At 68.1% G+C, this 18,910-nt stretch carries 16 protein-coding genes, 3 pseudogenes and 1 riboswitch; of the genes and pseudogenes, 9 read left to right on the top strand and 10 right to left on the bottom strand.

Features of this window, described 5'->3' with window-relative positions; all coding sequences use genetic code 11:
- Positions 1–71 precede the first annotated feature (71 nt).
- From ACZ7IB_RS23640 to ACZ7IB_RS23615, 6 genes and pseudogenes are all read right to left on the bottom strand, one after another.
- A complete protein-coding gene (locus tag ACZ7IB_RS23640; protein ID WP_470915380.1) occupies positions 72–545 on the bottom strand; it encodes a C40 family peptidase in 474 nt (157 codons plus the stop codon).
- A 3-nt stretch (positions 546–548) separates the two neighbouring features.
- A riboswitch (cyclic di-AMP (ydaO/yuaA leader) is annotated at positions 549–721 on the bottom strand.
- 435 nt (positions 722–1,156) lie between these two features.
- Positions 1,157–1,465 (bottom strand): hypothetical protein, encoded by a 309-nt coding sequence (locus ACZ7IB_RS23635; protein WP_189280341.1) that lies wholly within the window; start codon positions 1,463–1,465, stop codon positions 1,157–1,159.
- Between the two features lie 7 nt (positions 1,466–1,472).
- Positions 1,473–2,108: an ATP-dependent Clp protease proteolytic subunit gene (locus ACZ7IB_RS23630; protein ID WP_470915657.1), complete on the bottom strand. Its 636-nt coding sequence runs from the start codon at positions 2,106–2,108 to the stop codon at positions 1,473–1,475.
- Positions 2,109–2,841: 733 nt separating this feature from the next.
- On the bottom strand, positions 2,842–3,348 hold the full coding sequence (locus ACZ7IB_RS23625; protein ID WP_470915377.1) for a GNAT family N-acetyltransferase: 507 nt from the start codon (positions 3,346–3,348) through the stop codon (positions 2,842–2,844).
- A 176-nt stretch (positions 3,349–3,524) separates the two neighbouring features.
- Entirely contained in the window at positions 3,525–4,388 is an 864-nt protein-coding gene (locus ACZ7IB_RS23620; RefSeq protein WP_470915376.1) for an LLM class flavin-dependent oxidoreductase, read from the bottom strand.
- A gap of 427 nt (positions 4,389–4,815) precedes the next feature.
- Positions 4,816–5,268: pseudogene (locus tag ACZ7IB_RS23615) on the bottom strand (carboxymuconolactone decarboxylase family protein); the annotation flags it as partial.
- Between the two features lie 86 nt (positions 5,269–5,354).
- Here ACZ7IB_RS23615 and ACZ7IB_RS23610 point away from each other — a divergent pair.
- From ACZ7IB_RS23610 to ACZ7IB_RS23595, 4 genes and pseudogenes are all read left to right on the top strand, one after another.
- Positions 5,355–5,632 (top strand): annotated as a pseudogene (locus ACZ7IB_RS23610) (sigma factor); the annotation flags it as partial.
- Between the two features lie 129 nt (positions 5,633–5,761).
- Complete coding sequence (locus tag ACZ7IB_RS23605; protein ID WP_470915672.1) at positions 5,762–6,136, top strand: hypothetical protein; 375 nt, start codon at positions 5,762–5,764, stop codon at positions 6,134–6,136.
- A gap of 21 nt (positions 6,137–6,157) precedes the next feature.
- On the top strand, positions 6,158–6,577 hold the full coding sequence (locus ACZ7IB_RS23600; RefSeq protein WP_470915375.1) for an ankyrin repeat domain-containing protein: 420 nt from the start codon (positions 6,158–6,160) through the stop codon (positions 6,575–6,577).
- Between the two features lie 531 nt (positions 6,578–7,108).
- Positions 7,109–7,435 (top strand): potassium-transporting ATPase subunit KdpA, encoded by a 327-nt coding sequence (locus ACZ7IB_RS23595; protein ID WP_470915373.1) that lies wholly within the window; start codon positions 7,109–7,111, stop codon positions 7,433–7,435.
- 240 nt (positions 7,436–7,675) lie between these two features.
- Here ACZ7IB_RS23595 and ACZ7IB_RS23590 read toward each other — a convergent pair whose 3' ends face one another.
- A complete protein-coding gene (locus ACZ7IB_RS23590) occupies positions 7,676–8,734 on the bottom strand; it encodes a sulfite oxidase (RefSeq protein ID WP_470915371.1) in 1,059 nt (352 codons plus the stop codon).
- A 134-nt stretch (positions 8,735–8,868) separates the two neighbouring features.
- Here ACZ7IB_RS23590 and ACZ7IB_RS23585 point away from each other — a divergent pair, with 134 nt between their 5' ends.
- Positions 8,869–9,255, top strand: coding sequence for a YidH family protein (locus tag ACZ7IB_RS23585; protein ID WP_470915369.1), 387 nt, complete (start codon positions 8,869–8,871; stop codon positions 9,253–9,255).
- Between the two features lie 247 nt (positions 9,256–9,502).
- On the opposite strand, the gene ACZ7IB_RS23580 is transcribed toward ACZ7IB_RS23585, so the two are convergent.
- Positions 9,503–11,578 carry a PhoX family protein gene (locus tag ACZ7IB_RS23580; protein ID WP_470915367.1) on the bottom strand — a complete coding sequence of 692 codons (2,076 nt, stop codon included), beginning with the start codon at positions 11,576–11,578 and terminating at the stop codon, positions 9,503–9,505.
- Positions 11,579–12,073: 495 nt separating this feature from the next.
- Between ACZ7IB_RS23580 and ACZ7IB_RS23575 the strand changes: the two genes are divergently transcribed.
- From ACZ7IB_RS23575 to ACZ7IB_RS23560, 4 genes and pseudogenes are all read left to right on the top strand, one after another.
- The gene (locus ACZ7IB_RS23575; protein WP_470915366.1) at positions 12,074–12,808 is read left to right on the top strand and encodes a transposase; all 735 of its coding nucleotides are present in this window, start codon (positions 12,074–12,076) and stop codon (positions 12,806–12,808) included.
- A pseudogene (locus ACZ7IB_RS23570) lies at positions 12,809–13,193 on the top strand (transposase); the annotation flags it as partial. It abuts the gene before it with no gap.
- A 159-nt stretch (positions 13,194–13,352) separates the two neighbouring features.
- Entirely contained in the window at positions 13,353–13,769 is a 417-nt protein-coding gene (locus ACZ7IB_RS23565; RefSeq protein WP_470915364.1) for a hypothetical protein, read from the top strand.
- Entirely contained in the window at positions 13,766–16,678 is a 2,913-nt protein-coding gene (locus ACZ7IB_RS23560) for an NACHT domain-containing protein (protein ID WP_470915363.1), read from the top strand. The genes ACZ7IB_RS23565 and ACZ7IB_RS23560 overlap by 4 nt, the downstream gene beginning before the upstream one ends.
- A gap of 254 nt (positions 16,679–16,932) precedes the next feature.
- Here the strand turns inward: ACZ7IB_RS23560 and ACZ7IB_RS23555 are convergent, their stop codons facing one another.
- Both ACZ7IB_RS23555 and ACZ7IB_RS23550 read right to left on the bottom strand, forming a co-directional pair.
- The gene (locus ACZ7IB_RS23555) at positions 16,933–17,316 is read right to left on the bottom strand and encodes an HAD family hydrolase (RefSeq protein WP_470915655.1); all 384 of its coding nucleotides are present in this window, start codon (positions 17,314–17,316) and stop codon (positions 16,933–16,935) included.
- A 591-nt stretch (positions 17,317–17,907) separates the two neighbouring features.
- A complete protein-coding gene (locus tag ACZ7IB_RS23550; RefSeq protein WP_470915361.1) occupies positions 17,908–18,057 on the bottom strand; it encodes a hypothetical protein in 150 nt (49 codons plus the stop codon).
- Positions 18,058–18,910: the final 853 nt, after the last annotated feature.

The following is an 18,910-nucleotide window of genomic DNA, read 5'->3' as shown; positions in this document are numbered from 1 at the left end:
TCAGCGGCGGAGACCCGGGCCTGTCCGGTGGATCACGGCCGGGGGCGCGGGCCTGATGCGCCGGACAGGCATCAGCGGACCCGCCCGTAATAGACGCTCTTCGTCCAGATCTTCTCCAGCCGGACCACCGCGCCGGTCCTCGGCGAGTGCCAGATCCTGCCCTTACCGGCGTAGATCCCCACGTGGTAGATGCTGCGGCCGTAATGGAAGAAGACCAGATCGCCGCGTTGCCTGTGCGAGGCCGAGATATGGCGGGTCTTGTTGTACTGCTGCTGGGCCGTGCGGGGGAGCTTCTTGCCCGCCTTTTTGAACGAATAGACCGTCAGACCCGAGCAGTCGAAGCGGTTGGGGCCGGTGGCCCCCCACCCGTACGGCGATCCCTTCTTCGACGCGGCGATGTTGAGTGCCTTCATCGAGAGTGCCGCTGCCTGGGCTTGGGGCGTGGCGCCCGGGGCAAGCATGGTGCCGCCGACGGCGGCCAGTGTCAGAACCGAGGCCGTGCCGGCCCGGGCGAGCAGAGACGGGACATGAACCTGCGCAGCCATGCGCAACCCTTCGTCAGCCGCCTGTGAAGGATGACCTGTCGGGTTCGGGCTGGCGAAGTTGCCCGGCCGCGCTCGGCGGCTTCACCCCGAGGGTCGACCGGTGTTCCGGTCGACCCGTTGTGCTCGGGTCCTCCACTCCTGCCGATCCACTTCTGTCGACCAGGCATCCGGACGGCGGCAGGACTCGGCGTCCGCCCGGACCGCCCCGTCGCGGTGGCGGGGGCTTGTCGTCCCAGGGATCTTGACGCACCGACTGCCGGATTTCCGAGTGAAAGCGACGATATGTGAGTCTCCTCACGAATGGCCCGTTTGGGTGGGGCTGGTGATTTCGAAGACCGTGCAGGTCACTCGGACCGGTCTCGCACCAGGGATGGAGGGAGGGATTCCGATCACTGTTCTCGCAGAAAACGCAAGTTGAGATATCGCCCGTGAGGGGGAATCCCTACGCCGAACGAGCTAGGAATTTTGATGTGCCTGCCGGGCGTGTCGCGCAGGGGAGTTGAGCGAAGTCCGTCGGAGTCGGGGACGGAGTGAGTTGAGCAAACCCCGTCGGAGGTGAGGGCAGGGGGAGTTGGCCGGAGCCGGCCGGGGTGGGAGACGAAGTGGGCTGCTCAACTCGTCTGAGCGGGGGGTACGGTGACGCGTCCGGCCCGCCGTTCCCCGTCCAGTACGCGCAGCGCCCGCGCCAAGGTGGCGGCGTGGATCTGCGCCTCGCCGCGCTCATGCATCAATGCGAGGGCATCCCGCAGCGCGCCCGCCCGTGAGGCCAGTGCCTGTGCGGCGCGCAGTGCGCCGTAGGTGTCGCTGCCGCGTGCCGGGTTGATCCGGCCCAGTTGGTCCAGGACTTCGAGGTAGCAGTCGATGAACTCCCCCTCCGCGCGCGTCAGTGCGGGGAGCGGCGGCAACTCCGGTGGCTGCATCGGGCGTTCACCTCGCGCTGTGCGGCGGGAGTGACGACTTCCGGGTCTCCATGATGTGGTCCACCAGACCGTACGCCTTGGCGCCCGCCGCGTCGAGGATGAGGTCGCGCTCGATGTCGGTGGCGATCTGCTCTGCGCTGCGGCCCGTGTGACGGGCCAACAGTGTGGTGATCATCTCGCGGACCCGTTCCAATTCCTGTGCCTCGATCTCCAGATCGGAAGGCTGGCCCTGAACCGGCTCGGTGAGCCCGGGCTGCTGCACGACGACCCTGGCGCCGGGCAGTGCGTGCCGCCGGCCGGGAGCGCCTGCGGCGAGCAGTGCGGACGCGCAGGAACCGGCCTGGCCGAGGCAGTAGGTCTCCACCTCGCAGGTGAGGTACTGCATCGTGTCGTAGACCGCGGACATGGCACCGAACGAGCCGCCGGGGGAGTTGATGTAGAGCGAGATGGGCCGGTCAGGGGCGTCGTGTTCCAGATACATGAACTGGGCGATCAGATCGGTGGCCGCGGTGTCGTCGACCGGGGTGCCGAGGAAGACGATCCGTTCGGCGAGCAGCTTGGAGTACGGATCGAGGGTGCGGGTCCCGTTGGTCGTGCGCTCGGTGAACTCGGGCAGCACGTAACGGGCGGTGGGGCGGAACAGCATGGCGTTGCCTTTCCTCCGGGGCTGTACGGGGACCTGCGCAAGCATCTGTAAAGAATGTACAGGACGTACAGAAAATTATGATGGGGAGCAGCACCGTCTCGCTGTGTGCGACGGTGGTCGGGGCGTAGCCGGGCCCAGCCGTTGGCTTGCCGGTCACGGGGTTCAGGGCGGTCCCGCTCTGTACCGACCGGCGCTTCGGAGTCGAGCCCTTGCTCGGCTTGACCGTCACCCGAATCCAGCGGCTGAAGTCCCGGGCCTCGACCCGGGTCGCCCGGCCCCAGGGGACCCCCACTGCCTGCAGGAACCGCCACCACCGCAGCAGATCCATTCGAACCGTCGACGGAGCCCTGCCGGCCGCCAGCGGCTCCTGAAAGTAGACCGCGACCGCTTCCACGCTTGTACCGTCGGGGTCGAGGAGCCGATAGGGCTCGTACCGGTCGCCGGTCTCCACCAGCCGACCCCACCGAGGAACCACCAAGGCGGCCAGATCCCGCTCGGGCGCATCGTTCGTCACGACCGGTCAACGTAGCGACCGCGGACACCACTTTCCCTCTGAACTGCAGAACCTCCGGGGTTCGTTCAGTCAACGGGGCGTCCGCTGCCCGATGCTCTGGCCCGACCCCGACCCGGGGGTCCGTCGTCGTGCTGAACGGCATTGGACCCGCGAGTTCGACTCCAACTCGTGACCACGCCGCTTCCGGGCTCCGTGGACGGACAAACGGGGAGCGGACTAGCCAAGAGGGCAGCGGTAGCGCAACTTGTTGAGAGATCCGCCGCCGGTGGAGTCCTCCACGGCCGCGCCGTCTGCGCCCCAGCCAGCGGCTTCGTAGAAGCGCCGGGCGCGTTCGTTGTCTTCCAGGACCCACAAGGTGGCTTGCGTGTAGTCGGCCTGTCCGAGAGCCGCCAACGTGGCCAGCATCAACTGCCTTCCGATTCCCGTGCCCCAGACCTCGGGCATCGCGTAGAGTGTGCCGATTTCCGCGATGACAGGGGTGTCCTGAGACGGGCCGAAACTTGCGAATCCGACGATCCCGGCCTCGGTTTCAGCTACCAGTACTCCCGACGATGGCCACCGTGTTTTCGCGATTCGTGTCTTCCACTCGGACTCTTGGCGGCTCGGGTCCATGGCGTCGAGGTAGTGCTGGGGAACAAGACCGGCAAAGGCCACCTGCCAGGAGCGCACGTGGACGCCAGCGACCTCTGAAGCATCATCAGGCCATGCCTGTCGAATCTGCATGGCTGTCATTCTTCAAGTCCCGTCAATTTGGGCCAAGTTCTTTTCCTGAGGGCGATGGTGTCGACGGTCAGGGATTTCCCCACGACCTGCATGATCGGCGTCACGTACTTCCCCACCCGCGCGGTCACCATTCCCCAGGGGGATGGTGACCGCGCGGCACACCCTCGAAGGGCTGATCAGACCACCGGCGGCCCCGCCTCGATGCGGCGCAGTACGGGGGGCAGGCGGTCCAGGTCGGGGCAGGTTTGGACCTGTCGCTCGTCCCACCAGGTGGCGCCGGCGTCGTGCAGTGGGCCGATCACGTCCTTGGCCTTCGCTGCGTCCGGCGGCGTGGCTCCGCCGAGTACGAACTCGAAGGGGTGCTCGGCCCCGGCTGTACGGTGCTTGCGTACATAGCCGACCAGTTCCCGTACCTCCGCGACATCGGGCACATGTCCATGCCGGGCCGTCTCGAAGAGTGGCGCCGCGCCGTCCCACCGCGCTGCCCGCCGCATGGGCGGACGGTGCGGCCAGAACCCGCCGATCCACACTGGCGGACCCGGCCGCTGCACGCCGGCGGGCGGCATCGTCACGTCCCGGACCTCGTAGTGTTGACCGTGGTGGTTCACCGGCTCGCCGGACCAGAAGCGCCTCAACAACTCCAGTCCCTCGTCCAGCCGCTGCGCGAGGAGGCGTGGCTCGGCAGTGTCGCCGAAGCTGCGGTATTCGTCCTCGATCGGACCGCCCAGGCCGGCGGCGAAGACCACCCGGCCGCCACTGAGGTGGTCCAGGGTGGCCACTTGGCGGGCGAGTTGCTGCGGACGGTAACGGGGGACCGGCGTAAGCAGGGTGCCCAGTCGGATCCGGGAGGTCGCAAGCGCGGCCGCGGTCAGCAGCATCCAGGGGTCACCGAAGGGACGATCCTGGTGCCGTCGGTGCAGCACGTGGTCCCAGACGAAGAGTCCGTCCCAGCCGGCCTGTTCGGCGGCGGCCGCCACGGTCGCGACGTTACGGGGGTCGGCAAAGTCGCCGAAGTTGGGGATGTTGATGGAGTAGCGCATCTCAGCAGGATGTGCAGCCGGCCACGAGGGGGCAATCGGATTTCCCGGCGGGCTACGGACAGGCGTAGGACCACGCAGGCTCCATCGTGATCTCCGAACCACAGTCGAACGGACAGGACTGACCCGCCGGACTCCGCATCACGCGCGAAACCCGTCAGCTGCTACGGCCACCACCTGGGGAATTACGTGAGCACAGCCCCTGGGGAATCGCGTGACCGTCGACAGATGGTGAGTGCTCGGCTGTCTGTTCCAGCAGTGCCCGCGCCGAGTCCGCGTAGCGGATGGCGGTCCTCTCGTCGATGCCGAAGACCAGTGCGAGGTGGAGCGGGTCGGCGCCGTGGGTGAGGGCCTCTTCGAGCTGTCGGTCGACGCGGAGTCGTTCGAGGGTGGCAGTGAGGTTGCGGGTGGCCCGGGTGGCCCGGGTGGTCCAGAGCTTGCCGGCCGGGCCGAGTTCGACGGCGGTCTTCTGGGTGATCAGCTTGGTCAGCGCGATCTCCAGGTTGATCGCGCCGATCTGCTCCTCGGTGAAATGGGCGTTGACTGCTTCCCGGACCTCGTCGGTGACGCCCTGCGCACCATCCTGCATCCGGGTGGCGGCCTCGGCCAGCGCCAGTGCCGCGCGCTCCGCATCGGTGTAGAACGGCGCCTCACGCCACGCCGCTACGTTGTGCAGCCGCTCATCGGTGTCACCGGCCTTCTTCCCCCCAGCGACACTGGCGTAGACGCATGCCGAGCAGCCGTTGATCTGGCGGGCGCGCAGGTGGACCAGCGCGAGCAGCTTCGGGTCGACGCCCCCGGCGGCGATCGCCTTCTGGAGGTGCTGGATCGCGGTCCACACATCGGGGTTGTTCGCGTTCTTGTTCTTGAGCCGGTTTTCCATGTGGGAGTGCTCTCCTTCATCGGGTTACGTTGCGGCGTCTGCGTGCGTCATCCCTATGACGGAGCAGCTTTCAGGGAGGTAACAACATGGCCGGCACCCATCCCGCGGACCCGATCGTCGATGCCTTCGAGTCCCACCGTGACCGGCTCCGGGCGGTTGCCTACCGCGTGCTCGGATCACATGCCACGCGGAAGACGTGGTCCAGGAGGCGTGGCTGCGTCTCTCCCGCCAGGACACCGGCACCATCGACAACCTCGGCGGCTGGCTGACCACCGTGGTCGGCCGCATCAGCCTCGATCACCTGCGGTCGGGCCGGACGCGCCCAGAAGTCCCCCTCGACGACCAGCTACCCGAAATGGCCCTCGGCCCACCTCACCTCACGCGAAGGTGTGAAACCGCCACGCCCCGTAGGAGTCGCCCCACCCCCGTGACAACGGGCGAAGAACCGTTCCGCACGTCAACTCCAGCCTTGATCGGCCACACAATCCCATCCTTGGCACATGCCATCGTGTCCGCCGGGCGCCACCACGCCGCCCACCCCACCAACCGAAAGCGAGGCACCGTGAAGAAGTCCATCGCCTGCTGGACCGCAGCAGCGGCATGCGCCCTGCTTGCCCTCACCGGAACCGCCGAAGCCTCCGACGCCACCATGGCGAAGCCCAAGACGTGGTACTCCACCGCCGTCTGTGGTGTCGAGAAGATCGGAAGTGGCGACCACGGAGACAAGCAGCTCAAGGGCACCGGAAAGGGAAAGAGCAAGTCGGAGGCCGAAAAGTCCGCCCAGCGAGATGTGCAAGCCCAGATCAGCAAGAAGTACGGAAAGGGGTACCGGGCGCACCACTGCACCTTCCGCAGCTCCAGGCGGTAGGCCCCGCGCCCGTGGAAACACGTGAACAACAGAAAGCGTAAGAAGCTGCCGAAGCGGCTTGCCGCGGCTGCCGGTGACGGACGAGTCGGCCTTCTCCAGCGACTCCTCGCCCAAGGGGCCGATCCCGACACCCGCGACCCTGACGGAGCCACACCGCTCTATCTCGCCGCCGTCCAAGGCGAAAACCGCTGTGCCGAGCTGCTCCTGGCGGCCGGGGCCTCGCCCAACGCCGAATCCCGGGGATGGCGCAGCGGGTTGCCGCTCGCCGCAGTCGCTGCCAAGGCGAACCTGCCCCTTGTCGAGCTGCTGCTGCGCCATGGCGCCGACCCGCACCTTCGGGAGTCGGGGGGCGGCTCGGCGCTGGACTGGGCACAGGGCTGGAGCGACGACACCGAGGATCGGCAAGCCGTCCTGGTCCGGTTGCGCAACCTCACCGTTTGAGCCGTCCCCACCGGACGGTCGGCACCTCCGGTTTGCCGAGTGCTGCTGGGGGTGCCTCTATTTGTTTCGTCGACCCTGGCCGGGGTTGTTCACGAGGGTTGGTTCTGGGTACGCAAAGCGTGAAGTTCTCGGCAGGCCGGGTGCCGTGTGGGAAGGCTTGTGGTCGGCCTGGCGGGTGGCCGCGCCGGTGCGCGGACGCGGCGGGGCGGAAGGGGTGTTCGAGCAAGGCTGACCCATTTCGGCTGTGACGCTCGATTGACGCTCCGAGGGCGTGGAAGTCACTTCCTGTGAGCGTGAGACTACGTCTGACCTGCTGGTTCTTGGTATGTCACTTCCGGCGACGTGATTTCGATGACGCATCATGTGGAGTGCGTGGCGATCCTTGAGCCTGCCGAAAAGGGCCGCTGGCCTGCTGTTTCGTCGAGTGTGCATTATGTGCGCTGTGGGCGTTACGGGCGATATCTTGACGCATATTCGACGCGCGTGACGCACGTTTGACGCACGTTTTGATGGAGTATCAGGCGACTGTTCGTGCAGGTGACGGTGCGTCGGATACGGCATGCAGGGTTCCGGCTTTGCCGTCTCTTGGTGAAAATTCGTGGGTTGTGGGCGGTGCTGGGTTCAGCAGGGGCGGGGTGCGTACTGGCTCCAGCGGCCGACGAGGTAGGGCTTGAGCTTCAGAACCTGGCGGGCGCGCACACCGTCACCGCCGTGACGGGTGGCCGGCAGACGCTGATCGGCGGTCCGGTCGGCTCATGGGAGTCCGTCAAACTCTTCTCCGGTGACGGCGGCGGCTTCTTCAACGCCAGTCGGGTTCCTCGAAGAGGTGGGTGGCGCCGGGGCCCTGACGGGTCCTGAGTCGTCAGCTCAGGCCGACAACCTGTGGCGACTAAAAGTGGGTCTTCAAAGTTGAGCGGTGCGGAGGTGTCCGCGGGCTCGCCGGGTGGTGATGCAGCGTGTCCGTAACCGCTGGTTCTCGGCGTTGCGGAAGCCGAACGCGTTGCGGGCGACGAGCTTGATCACACGGTTGATGCCATGACGATCACAGACCAGGGTTGGAGGCGTGCCGTCGGGATCTGCGGCCTGGCCGCCCGGCTTTCAGCGGTCGCAGGTGACGTGGAGGCGGGCCCAGGCGTTGTTGGCGTAGCCCTTGGGGTTCCAGACCGTCGCTGGGGACTCGGGCTGTACGGCTGCGGCGGAGTCCCAGGCACGGGCGAGGAGTTCCGTCTCGCCTGCCGGGAGGATGAGCGTGGCGCGCCAGTGCTGCCACGTCCATGGGTTGTCCGGTGCGTTCAGATCGGCGTGGACCCACGTGGTGCCGCCGTCGGCGGACACGTCCACGCGTGTCACCGTGCGGTCGTCGCCGGCGAAGGCCACGCCAGTGACCTCGGTGGGTCCGGACGGCAGCTGGGCGCCTTTGCCGGGCCGCAGGATGGCGATGTGAATGGCGACCGGCCCGAGCGTGATGCCGTCGCCTGGTCCTGCCTTGTGGGGGTCGGCCTCGGGAGGCAGGAGGCTGTATTCCCACTGGAAGTAGTTGTCGGACGATTCGGTCTGTGCGGTGATGCGCTGGAGCCATTTTACGCTGCGGGCGCCGATGTAGCCCGGGACGACGGCGCGCAGCGGGGCGCCGTGCGCAACGGGAAGAGCCTGATCGTTCATCGCCCAGGCCAGGAGCACCTCGCTGGAGGTGGCCTTCGCCGCCGGTATGGAGGCGCCGAAGGGCTGTGGCGGGTCGGCGTCTTGTGACACGTCGGCGCCGGTGAAGGCGATATGGGCCGCTTCGGCCTGCAGTCCTGCCTCGGTCAGTACATCCGCCAGGCTCACACCGGTCCACCATGCCGTGGAGATGGCCCCGGGGCCCCAGGGGACCTGGCCGGGTATGTCGCGGAACTCCATGAGGTCGGCGCGGCGGTTGCCCGCGCACTGCAAAGTGGCGAGCACTTTCCGTTCGGGGAAGCGGCGCCGCAGTTCGTCCAGCGACAATTCCAGCGGGCGGTCGACCGTGCCGTCCACCCGCAGCCGCCAGCTCGCCCCGTCCACGCGGGGGATCGGGGCATGGTTGCGGCCATAGAAGGTGTCCAGAGGGGTGACCGGGTCCACGAGCGCGCCAGGAGGTGGTTCAGCGTTGTAGGGCTCGGCCTGGTGCACGATCATGTCGTCTCGTTTATCCCATATGCCCATATCGCCACTATGCTCGAAGTCCTTCCAAGCGGCACTTCGATCCCGCTCGGTTTCGGCGAAAGCGACAGAATGCGCATCGCTGCGGCCTCCAGGTAGGAGAGCGAGTCATGGGCAAGGAACGCCCCGGGGATGACACAGATCCATCCCACGCCCGAGATCATCTGGCGAACGAGCGTACCTACCTCGCATGGTTGCGCACATCCGCGAACGTGATGGCTCTAGGGCTGGCCGTGGCCAAGTTCGTCGAAGGCGGCCGTACCCGTTCACTGGCCGCAGGCGCTCTGCTGATGGCCGTCGGAGCGGCTGGGCTGGCTTACTCCGCCGTGCGCTATCGGAACGCCGCAGCCGATATCAGGCACGAACGGCTTCGCGCCGCCAGTCGAACCGCGGACGCGATGGCGTCGGTGATCCAGGCGCTGCCGACTCCGGCCGCGCACGCGCGGGCGCGCCGAGCGGCCGCCGACATCGTGGCGGCTGCGGCCGGACGGCAGTGAGCTCAACGGCCTGGGACAACTCGCCGCGGCCATCAAGGAGGCCATGCTCACTCGATGGCCCGCGCTTCAACCGCTGCCCCTGCAACGGCCATAAGGGCGCCAGACCGCAACCTGGCCGACGACGTGACCTCGAACCACACGTCTTGACGAGTCCTCCCGTGACAGAGGCGGCCGTCTTCGGCAGGACCGAGGCTGCAGCGACCGGGGGCGCCGCTCGCGCGAACGGCGCCCCCGTCGTTGTACGGCCTCAGGCGCCGACGTCGCGGCCGTCAGCGCGCCACACCGCGACCACGGCCGGGCGGACGATCTTGCCGGGCCCGTCGGGCCAGGTGCTGGCCGGCTTCTCCACGGACGCGCCGTCGACCTCGCCCGGGTGCTGCACGGCCACGACCACGCGCCGGTCCTGGACGATCGGCCCGCAGGTCTCGGCGCCGGTGGGCACCGTCAGGAACTGCTTGAGCTCACCCCGCCGGTCACCGCGCGTGGCGACACCGAAGAGGCCGTCGTGGGAGCCGAGTTGGGCCCCGTCGGTGGCGATCCACAGGTTGCCGTGCGGGTCGAAGGCCACGTTGTCCGGGCAGGAAATGGGGCTGACCTTCTCCTTGGGGAACCCGGCGAAGTAGGTGGACGGGTCGGCGGGGTCACCGGCGACGAGGAAGACCGACCAGGCGAACGTGGTGCTCTCGGGCTGGTTCCGGCCCTCGGTCAGTTCCAGGATGTGCCCGTGCTTGTTGGCGTTGCGGGGGTTGGCCTCGTCGGCGGGCGCGTAGCCGCTCTTGCCGCGGTTGGTGTTGTTGGTGAGGACGACGTAGACCTTGCCGGTGTGCGGGGAGGGCTCGATGTCTTCGGGGCGGTCCATCTTGGTGGCGCCGACCTTGTCGCCCGCCAGCCGGGTGAACACGAACACGTCTTCGGCGGTCATGCCCTCGACGTGCGAGACGGCGCCGTCGGCGGTGGCGGTGGCCAGCGGAATCCAGGTGCCGGAGCCGTCGAACTCGTCGTCGGCGGGCAGCTTGCCGCTGCCGTCGATCTCGGAGGCGGGCGAGTCGCCGGTGAGCTTGGCGACGTAGAGGGTGCCCTCTTCGAGCAGCGACAGGTTGTGCTCACGCGCCGCGCGGCTGTTCCCCTGCCGCATGCGCTTGCTGCCGACGAACTTGTAGAAGTAGTCGAACCGCTCGTCGTCGCCGGAGTAGACGACGGGCCGCCCGTCATCGGTGAGCCGGACCGTCGCGGCCTCGTGCTTGAAGCGGCCGAGGGCGGTGTGCTTGCGGGGCGTGGAGGTGGGGTCGTACGGGTCGAATTCGACGACGTAGCCGAAGCGGTGGACCTCGTTGGGCTCCTGGGCGATGTCGAACCGCTTGTCGAACCGTTCCCACTTCCGCTCGGTGGCACCGGTCCCGATGCCGTACCGCTTGTCGGTGGCCCGGCTGCCGTTCGCGAAGTACTGGTTGAAGTTCTCCTCGCCGTGGAGGGTGGTGCCCCACGGGGTGGTGCCGCCGGAGCAGTTGTTGAGGGTGCCGAGGACCTTGCGGCCGCTCGGGTCGGCAGAGGTCTTCAGGAGGTCGGACCCGGCGGCCGGTCCGGTGAGATGGAACTCGTTGGTGGCGGTCACACGGCGGTTGAGGGGGTGGCGGGGGACGGCGGTGAGGCGCCCGGTGCGCCGGTCGTTCTGGACCACGACGGCGGCCAGACCGTGAGCGGCCCAGGCGACCTCGGCCTGCTGCCGGGTGGGGTTCTCGGGGTCGTACCCCCGGAACATGATCACCTCGTCGGTGTACTCGTGGTTGGCGACGAGGAGCTGGAGGTCATGCTCGCCCTGAATCGGCAGGAGGGCGAGGAAGTCGTTGTTGTACCCGAACTGGCCGGCCTGGGCAGCGGCGGTCTGGTTCTCGGGGTCGAAGGCGGGTGCGCCGCGGAGGATGGGGTCGCCCCAACGGATGACGACGTTCTGGTGGTAGCCGTAGGGGATGGTGACGACGTCGGCGGTGTTGGGGGCAACGGCGGTGAAGCCGAGGCCACGGGCGGCGTCGCCACGACCCCCGGCGGCGCCCTGCCCCTGCGGGGCGGCAGCCTGGGCCTCGGGGGCCGCGGCCGTGACGGCGGCCGTGCCGGTGGCGGCGGCCACGGTGACGACGGCGGCGCCGCGCAGGGCGGAACGGCGGCTGAGGGCACCGGCGATGACGTCGCCGACGTACTCGCCCGAGCTGGTGTTGGGCACCTCGTGGAAACATGCATCGCCGCAGCGGTAGCGGCAGGTCAGGGCGGACCGTCCGCCAGGATGCGAACCGGACGGTGTTCCGATCAGCGGCAGGAGCTTGCGCACTTTGCTCTCCCTATATGAAACCTTGGTGTGAGCGTGACGCTAGGAGGGTTGGGTGTGCGGGAGCCCTGCCGATGAATGAACGATCGGTGAACGGGATCGAACCCTATGGGGATTGGATGACGGCCGACGGAGCGTGTCGCGCGGGGTCCGCGGGATGGGCCGTGAGGATGGGCGACGGCGGGAGCGCGGTGTTGGCAGATGGTGCTTCCGATGACTGGACCCTACCCAAGATCACCGCCTCCGGCCGCCAACCTGAGCAGCGCTCACCGCGACTGGCACTTAACCTGGATCCACCGGCTGTCCCGGGTCCTGTGGATGGAGAAATGAAGAGAGGTGCCTGCTGACCTGCGAAGATGGGAGTTACCACACCACCATCACGCACTATCAGCAAGGCACCTCGTAGATGAAAGTTTCCCACACCCCGGCGGCGGTCTCTGTTGCGTTCGATGACCGGAATCTGATCGCGTATGCGGGGCTGGTCCCGGTGATGCGGCTATGGCCGAGCGGTGTGGTCTTTCGCGCCTGGTGGCCGAGAAGGTGAAGCTGCCCGGGGCGGGCAACGGTGCGGGTGCGGCGGCGGACGCCAAGGTCACCAGCATCGTGGGCGGTATGGCCGCAGGCGCGGACAGCATCGACGACCTTCACCTGCTGCGGCACGGTGCGATGCCGGCCGTGTTCGACGGTATCCGTGCCCCGTCCACGCTGGGCACGTTCCTGCGCGCGTTCACCCACGGGCATGCGCTCCAACTCCACGCCGTGCACCGCAGGTTCCTCGGCGCGCTGGCCGCACACACGCCGCTGCTGCCGGGCGCCGGTGTGATGGCGTTCATCGACGTCGACTCCACTCATAAACGGGTTTACGGGCGGGCCAAGCAGGGCGCGGAGTACGGCCGGTTCAAGGACATCCGCACTCTGCACCCGTTGCTCGCCACGATCTGCGCCCCGCACTCCCGGCCGGTGATCGCCGCGGTCCGGATGCGCCGCGGCAAGGCAGCCGACGCCCGCGGCGCCCCGAAACTCGTGAGCGAGGCCCTGGCCACCGCCGTCGAGGCGGGCTGCACCGGCATGCGGATCCTGCGGGCGGACTCCCAGTTCTGCAACGCCGGTGTGATCGCAGCCTGCCGCAGGGCCGGAGCCCGCTTCTCCATCACCACTGGCATGAACCCGTCCATCAAACGTGCCGTCGTCAGCATCCTGTGCCGTTCAGAAATGCGTTGCTGCAGGTCGTAGGGGGTCGCACCGCAGATGATCGAGGTCCTGGACCGGATCCGGGTGCCCCGCCGGCTGGGCGGGCGGCCCCGGACCCGGCTCGGTCACGTCAGCGGTGACAAGGCCTACAGTTCTCGCCGCAACCGGCGCTACCTGCGACGACGCCAGATCAAGCACACGATCCCGGAGCCGAAGGACCAGCGGGCCAACCGCCGGCGCAGAGGCAGCGCGGGCGGCAGGCCCGCCGGGTTCGATCAGGAGCACTACCGGCGTCGCAACGAAGTCGAGCGGACCATCAACCGGCTCAAGAACTCCCGTGCGGTCTCCACCCGTTACGAGAAGGAGGGCCTACGTCTTCCACGGCGCCGTCACCGCAGCGGCGATCCGCCTATGGCTCCGACCATGATCCGCCGGACAGGGCCTACGGGTGACCGGACCCATCGGTTCAACACGACCAAAATCGCCGGTAAGTCGGCCCCGACGCGGAAGGGCTCAATAGCGACACCCCAAGCGCCCCTGAGGACCGCTACATTGGTCCTCGGATCACTGTCCGTGGGGGTGGGGGATGGACCCGATCGTACTGGCGGCGGGAACCGCCTTGGTGAGCGCCATGGCGACGGATGCCTGGCTGCAGGCGAAGGCCGCGACAGTGGCGATGTGGCGCCGCCTACGTCCGGACTACGCAGACGACGTGGGCGCCGAGCTGGACGCCCTGCGCGGTCAGGTGCTCGCCGCACGTGATGCGGACGACGAGGACACCGAGCAGGCGCTGGCCGGGGTCTGGCGGATGCGCTTCCAGCAGGCCCTCACTGTCACCCCCGGCCTCGCCGCCGAACTGCGGCTGTTGCTGGACGATCACCTTGGCCCCGCACTGTCCCAGACGGAGCGGACCCGAGGTGCGTCGGTCGTCATGAATGCGGAAACCCGCGACAACTCCCGCGTCTTCCTGGCGGGCAGGGACCAGCACATCACCGGAGCATGAACGTCCCGGCGGGGGAGCCCACCCCCCGTCAGGAAGCCCACGCCCACGACAACTCCCAGATCCACATGGCGGGCAGGGACCAGTACATCTACTCCTCGGACGGGACCAACCGTGATCAGGTGCCCGTCCCGGGGGCGGCCCGTGCTCTCGCGCGGATGCTCGCACCGTTCTGCGTCCTCGTCACTGGCGTCACCCTGGTGTGGGTGGCCTACGACGCCGACGGCTGGATCAGGGGACCGTTCCTGCTGGCGGGCCTCGTGTGTGTCGTGCTCACAAGCCCGCGGCTGCGGACCGCTGTTCGACACTGGCGCCTGACACGGACCGGGCGAAACCCGGGGCTCGCACGCCTCCTGGACCGACAACTCGAAGGAGCCGCCGAACAACTCGCGCGCGAACTCGAGGTGTTGTGGAATCGCGAGATGAGACTCCGCAGACTCCAGCATCCGACTCCGCTGCCAGTGCGTTGGGTCAACGCGGAGGAGTTCGGGGATCACTGGACGAACATCCGCACGGACGACGGGCGCGACGCGTCGCTGGATCTCTCGGGCAGCAGCGCTCTCCACGAGGTCTTTTCCAGAATCCCTTCCGGTCGGCTGCTCATTCTCGGCCAAGCCGGGGCGGGCAAGTCCGTGCTCGCGTTGCGCTTCGCTCTCGACCGCCTGCGGGCGAGGGAGCCGAGCGGCCGCGTTCCCGTACTCCTTCCCATGGCCTCGTGGGACCCTACGACGCAGGACCTGGAGTCCTGGGCGGCCGGGCGCCTGGCAGCCGCCCACCCGGCACTCGCCGGGCGGGCCGTGTCGGGCCGGACAGTCGCCACCGAACTCCTCCGGTCGGGCCAGCTCTTACCCGTACTGGACGGCTTCGACGAGATGAGCACGCAGACCCGGCATCATGCTCTGCGAAGACTTCGCGCCTCGCTCGGCGAGGCGGACCCCTTCCTGCTCACCAGCAGGGCCGACGAGTACGAGGCCGCCGTCAGACAGGCCGACATCGTGCTGCCGGCGACGGCGGCGGTACGGGTGGAGCCACTGAGCGTGCAGGAGTCGGTGGACTATCTGCGCCGCACGACCCGGAAGCTGGTGGTCGGCCGTACTGTGGCCACCAAGTGGGACCCGGTGTTCACCCGGCTGCGCGAGCACCCGCGTGACCCGCAGGTGCTGGGGCTGCGGGACGTGCTGACGACCCCTCTGATGACGGGTCTGGCCCGTATCACCTACAGCGACACTTCCCGCGATCCCGCGGAGCTTCTGGACCACCGCCGCTTTCCCACCCGAGCCGCGATCGAAGACCACCTGCTGGGCCAACTCGTTCCGGCGGTCACCGATCAATCGGAGCGGACCGCACGATGGTTGAAGTTCCTGGCGCAGCACCTCAATTCTCTGGGCACCCAAGACCTGGAGTGGTGGCGGCTGAGCCTGGCGGGTCCGAGAGCGGCCCGGGCAGTGGGGGCGACGCTGGCGCTGGGTGCGGCCACTGCTCTGCTCGGGTGGCGGGTCGATCGGCAGACGTCCTGGTTCGGCATCGAGATGCCGGTCTGGGTCCCGTTCGGTGTGCTCTGTCTGATATCAGTCACCGATGTGGTGTTCGGCTCCCGCGAATCTCCGCCGCGGTATGTCCCGCGTACCGAGCCGGGGCGGATGGTTCGGCCCGCGCTCGCCGTCGTGGCGGTGGTCGGCGGGGGTCTGCTGTACTCCTGGCTCCTGCAATACCTGCTGTTCAAAGTGATCGTCGCAGCTGCCTCCGTGATTTTCTCCGTCGGCCACTCGATTCTGCGCCGAAAGAGACCTCGGCCCAAGGCCCCTGGCCGACTGACGGTGGAGGAGCCTCTTGAAGATCTCCGCCACGGTGCCAGCGATGCGGCCACTCGCGGCCCGGAGCGGACGCTGAGGGAGGACCGACTGGCGACGCTGGTAACGCTGGGGCTCATCAACCTGCTGATGGGAGGTTCGGCAGTCTGGCGGGCGGCCGGGCTCCTGATCTTCGCAGCGTTCGCACCGGAGTGGTTCCTTCCTGACGTTCGACCGGGCACCGGGGCCATCACCACGGTCGTCACGTTCGTTGCTTTCGCCGTGCTCGGAGCATCGTCGTCCGCCTGGTGCGGGTTCGGTGCGTCAAGAGTGTGGCTGTGGGGTGCGGGGAAGCTTCCGTGGAACGTGCTCGGCCTTCTCGGGGAGGCCCACCGCCTCGGCGTGTTGCGCCAGTCCGGCGCCGTCTACCAATTCCGGCACTCCCGGCTCCAGGAACGACTGGCCGCGCAGGCGGGGGAGCCCGCACCGGCTCGGGGGCAGGCGAGCGGTTCACGGATCGAAGATCTCCGGCCGGTCGTAAGCATGCTTTCCAGCCTCGTTCTCGCTGTCGGGTCGGTTGCGATGGGTGTGGACATGTTTCTGCTGAAAGCTGAGTCCGGGCCGTACGAAGCGGTTGTCCCCGTCTGTGAATTGGTCGACCGCGAGGTCCTGCTGAAGCTCGTCCCGGACCCCCGGGGAGAACCGTCCGAGGGGCACGACTACGAAATGAGCACGAGGTATTGCTCCTGGAACGCTGGCACGGAGACCGCCGGAGACCCCGTCGTGGTGATCATGGTGCAACTGTTCAAACCCACGCGCACGCTCGCTGCCGTCGAACGGGCGGACGGGTACTTCGGCCACGGACTCCCCGTCGGGCCAATCGTCCCCCAATACACCACCTACCTTGCCGGAGTGGGCGACGAGGCCGTCACCGCCGTGGGGCACAGCGAGGATCGCCCGACGGCCGCGACGAGCGTCCGGTTGGACAACCTGCTGGTGACCGTCACGTATGAGGTGAGCGGGTTGAAGTGGGGCGATACGGAGGGTTACGCCCGCAGCACCGGGATTACGCAGGACCTGGCCCGCACCGTCGTGCGGAATCTCTCCGACGCGCGCCCGTAACCAAGGGTTTCACCATAGGGCGGACTCGACGTCTTGGCGGACGGAGTCCCGACCCCGTCCGCGGTTGAAAGCTGCCACGCGAGACACGGGACGGGGTGCCGGGGCCGTACCTGACGGTGCCGGGGTTGTACTTGGTCGTGCGGTGGCCCACGAAGCTCTCGGCCGCGTTCGGGAACTCGGCTCCAGGCGACGGTTCGGGCCGACCGCAAGCCCCGGGCGGGCGCACGGGACACCCTCAGGCGGTGTCCGGCGGGTCATGCCCCGGGGGCGCGACGCCCGGCACGGTACCTCGCGGCGTTGCCGAAACGTCCGAATCGGCCCGCTATGAGGGCGCTCCGGCGCCCTGCGAGACACCGCACCGGGCCCCGCGCACCATCCGGCCTTGATCCGCTGGACGCCGCGAGGGCTCCGCGCACGTCATACGCAAGGCTGTCGCCGACGTGGAGCACCTCCGACGGGCGCACATCGTGCCGGTGGGCAACGGTCTGCACCGCCCGCAGGTCCGGTTTGGCGAATCCAAGCCGCCACGTCGGGTAGTGGCACACGACGTGAGGCGCGAGGAGACGCGCAACATCGCTCTCGCATTCGTCCCAATACGTGACGTTCGACAAGGTGACGATAGGCGCGGTCTTCGCCATCCTGGCCACCGCCTCATGGGCCCCGGACCACAGGGCGAAGTTCGGCGGATGGTGGTCGTGAGGGAAGGCGCTGGTGGGGATTCCCAGTCCGGCGCAGGCCCTCTCCACCAGCGGCAGGCCCACGCCGACTTCGCCAGCCTGGAAGGCGGCGAAGTCCCCGGACCCCGCCTCACTCTCCGTGGCTGAGCGTCACTCTGATTACAAGGAGTTGCTTTCCGCTTCGCGGCAGCTTCGGGAGAACAGGGCACACGCGGCGACGGCGGCGGGCGCGGGCCGCGCTGCTTGTGGGACCAGACCGAGGCTGTGCGCGCGGTATGTCGGTCTCGATGAGCCGCCCGCCGATGCCTTCGGGCTGGCCGGGAGGCCTCGCGGCCGGGACGTCTGGCTGCACCAGCCCGATCGCGTCATGTGAGGCGTCGATCCCCGCTGAGACCCGCCAGGATTCAGGGCAACCAGGAAACTCTTCGTCTCACCTCGTCTCACACATCTCTCACAGACGAGAGTGCACGGGAGCACACGGGAGCCTCTTGAGGCTGTTTTGCTGTTAGCCGAGCGTAGATATCTCACAAATCTGTCACGACTTCTTGATCATCAGGCTGCTTCGCCCTCACTGAAACCGAGTAGAGAAGTGAGGTGGTCCGAGGTGACGTGGAGGTCCTCGGGGCTCGGGTGGACGTGCACCCGCTTGGTGAAGTTGGCGTTGGCATGCCCGGCCCTTGCGGCGAGGACGACGTCCGGCACGCCGTTGACGGCAAGAAACGTGAGGCACGAGTGGCGTGCGTCGTAGAGCTGGACCTTCCGCAGCTGCAGCTTCCGCTGCAGGGAGTACGAGGCCTCACGGAGGTCTCGAGTCGTGAGCGGCTGGCCGAGGGCTACGATGAGTCACGCCTGGTCAACCACCGCCTGAAAGTGACCGACGCATCTGAAAGTGGCAGCGCGCCCCCGCAGGTAACGTCACCCATTGGGGTGAATTCTGGCACTCGCGTTGCGGCCCCTTTCAGAGCCGAGCCGTCCGGCCCGCGTCCGCGGGCTCCGCATAGCTGTGGAGACACGGAGCCCGAGACGGCGGCGAGTTGCCCGGCCGCTGCGTCGGCAGTGCGACTGCTTCCTTGCCGACGTCCGGCAGCGGCCGCACTCGCCAACGCCTGCCCTTCCCGCGATCGACCCGGTGTACAGGATCTCGCCCCGCCCGGGGCGCCGCTGCTGATGACCAATTACATCCGGCCCCGCCCGGACTGTCCGAGGACGGCAGGCGCTTGCCGGCCGCCGCCCAGGTGCCGGCGATATCGGCGGCGATGGCGACGCCCGAGCTCGGGCCCGCGCCCTGCGCCCGTCCTTCCTGTACGTGGCGGCGAAATCCGTCAGCGTCAGCCGGGCCTCGTCGAACCACTTGGCCTCGAACCGTGAGATTCCGCAGGCGTATTCGCCATACCGGATGGAGCCGTCGGTCTTTCCGGCCAGCACTGAGACCGACTTGTTGGGCAGCGAGAGGGCCGTCGTACGGAGCTGGCGCAGCGCGTCCCTGGCCGCGCAGGAGTCACTCCCGCCACACGGCCCGATTCTGCTCCGAAATCTTCCAGGAGACCGCGGTCCC

Source organism: Streptomyces sp. NPDC037301 (genome assembly GCF_055602785.1).
This window is presented reverse-complemented; position numbering and strand designations above follow the sequence as displayed.

Excerpts from the sequence above, each read along its gene's own strand:
- ACZ7IB_RS23585 (WP_470915369.1), top strand. The coding sequence starts at position 8,869 with ATGGGCAAGGAACGCCCCGGGGATGACACAGATCCATCCCACGCCCGA.
- ACZ7IB_RS23625 (WP_470915377.1), bottom strand. The coding sequence starts at position 3,348 with ATGCAGATTCGACAGGCATGGCCTGATGATGCTTCAGAGGTCGCTGGC.
- ACZ7IB_RS23575 (WP_470915366.1), top strand. The coding sequence starts at position 12,074 with ATGGCCGAGCGGTGTGGTCTTTCGCGCCTGGTGGCCGAGAAGGTGAAG.
- ACZ7IB_RS23590 (WP_470915371.1), bottom strand. The coding sequence starts at position 8,734 with ATGATCGTGCACCAGGCCGAGCCCTACAACGCTGAACCACCTCCTGGC.
- ACZ7IB_RS23640 (WP_470915380.1), bottom strand. The coding sequence starts at position 545 with ATGGCTGCGCAGGTTCATGTCCCGTCTCTGCTCGCCCGGGCCGGCACG.
- ACZ7IB_RS23565 (WP_470915364.1), top strand. The coding sequence starts at position 13,353 with ATGGACCCGATCGTACTGGCGGCGGGAACCGCCTTGGTGAGCGCCATG.
- ACZ7IB_RS23560 (WP_470915363.1), top strand. The coding sequence starts at position 13,766 with ATGAACGTCCCGGCGGGGGAGCCCACCCCCCGTCAGGAAGCCCACGCC.
- ACZ7IB_RS23635 (WP_189280341.1), bottom strand. The coding sequence starts at position 1,465 with ATGCAGCCACCGGAGTTGCCGCCGCTCCCCGCACTGACGCGCGCGGAG.
- ACZ7IB_RS23555 (WP_470915655.1), bottom strand. The coding sequence starts at position 17,316 with ATGGCGAAGACCGCGCCTATCGTCACCTTGTCGAACGTCACGTATTGG.
- ACZ7IB_RS23620 (WP_470915376.1), bottom strand. The coding sequence starts at position 4,388 with ATGCGCTACTCCATCAACATCCCCAACTTCGGCGACTTTGCCGACCCC.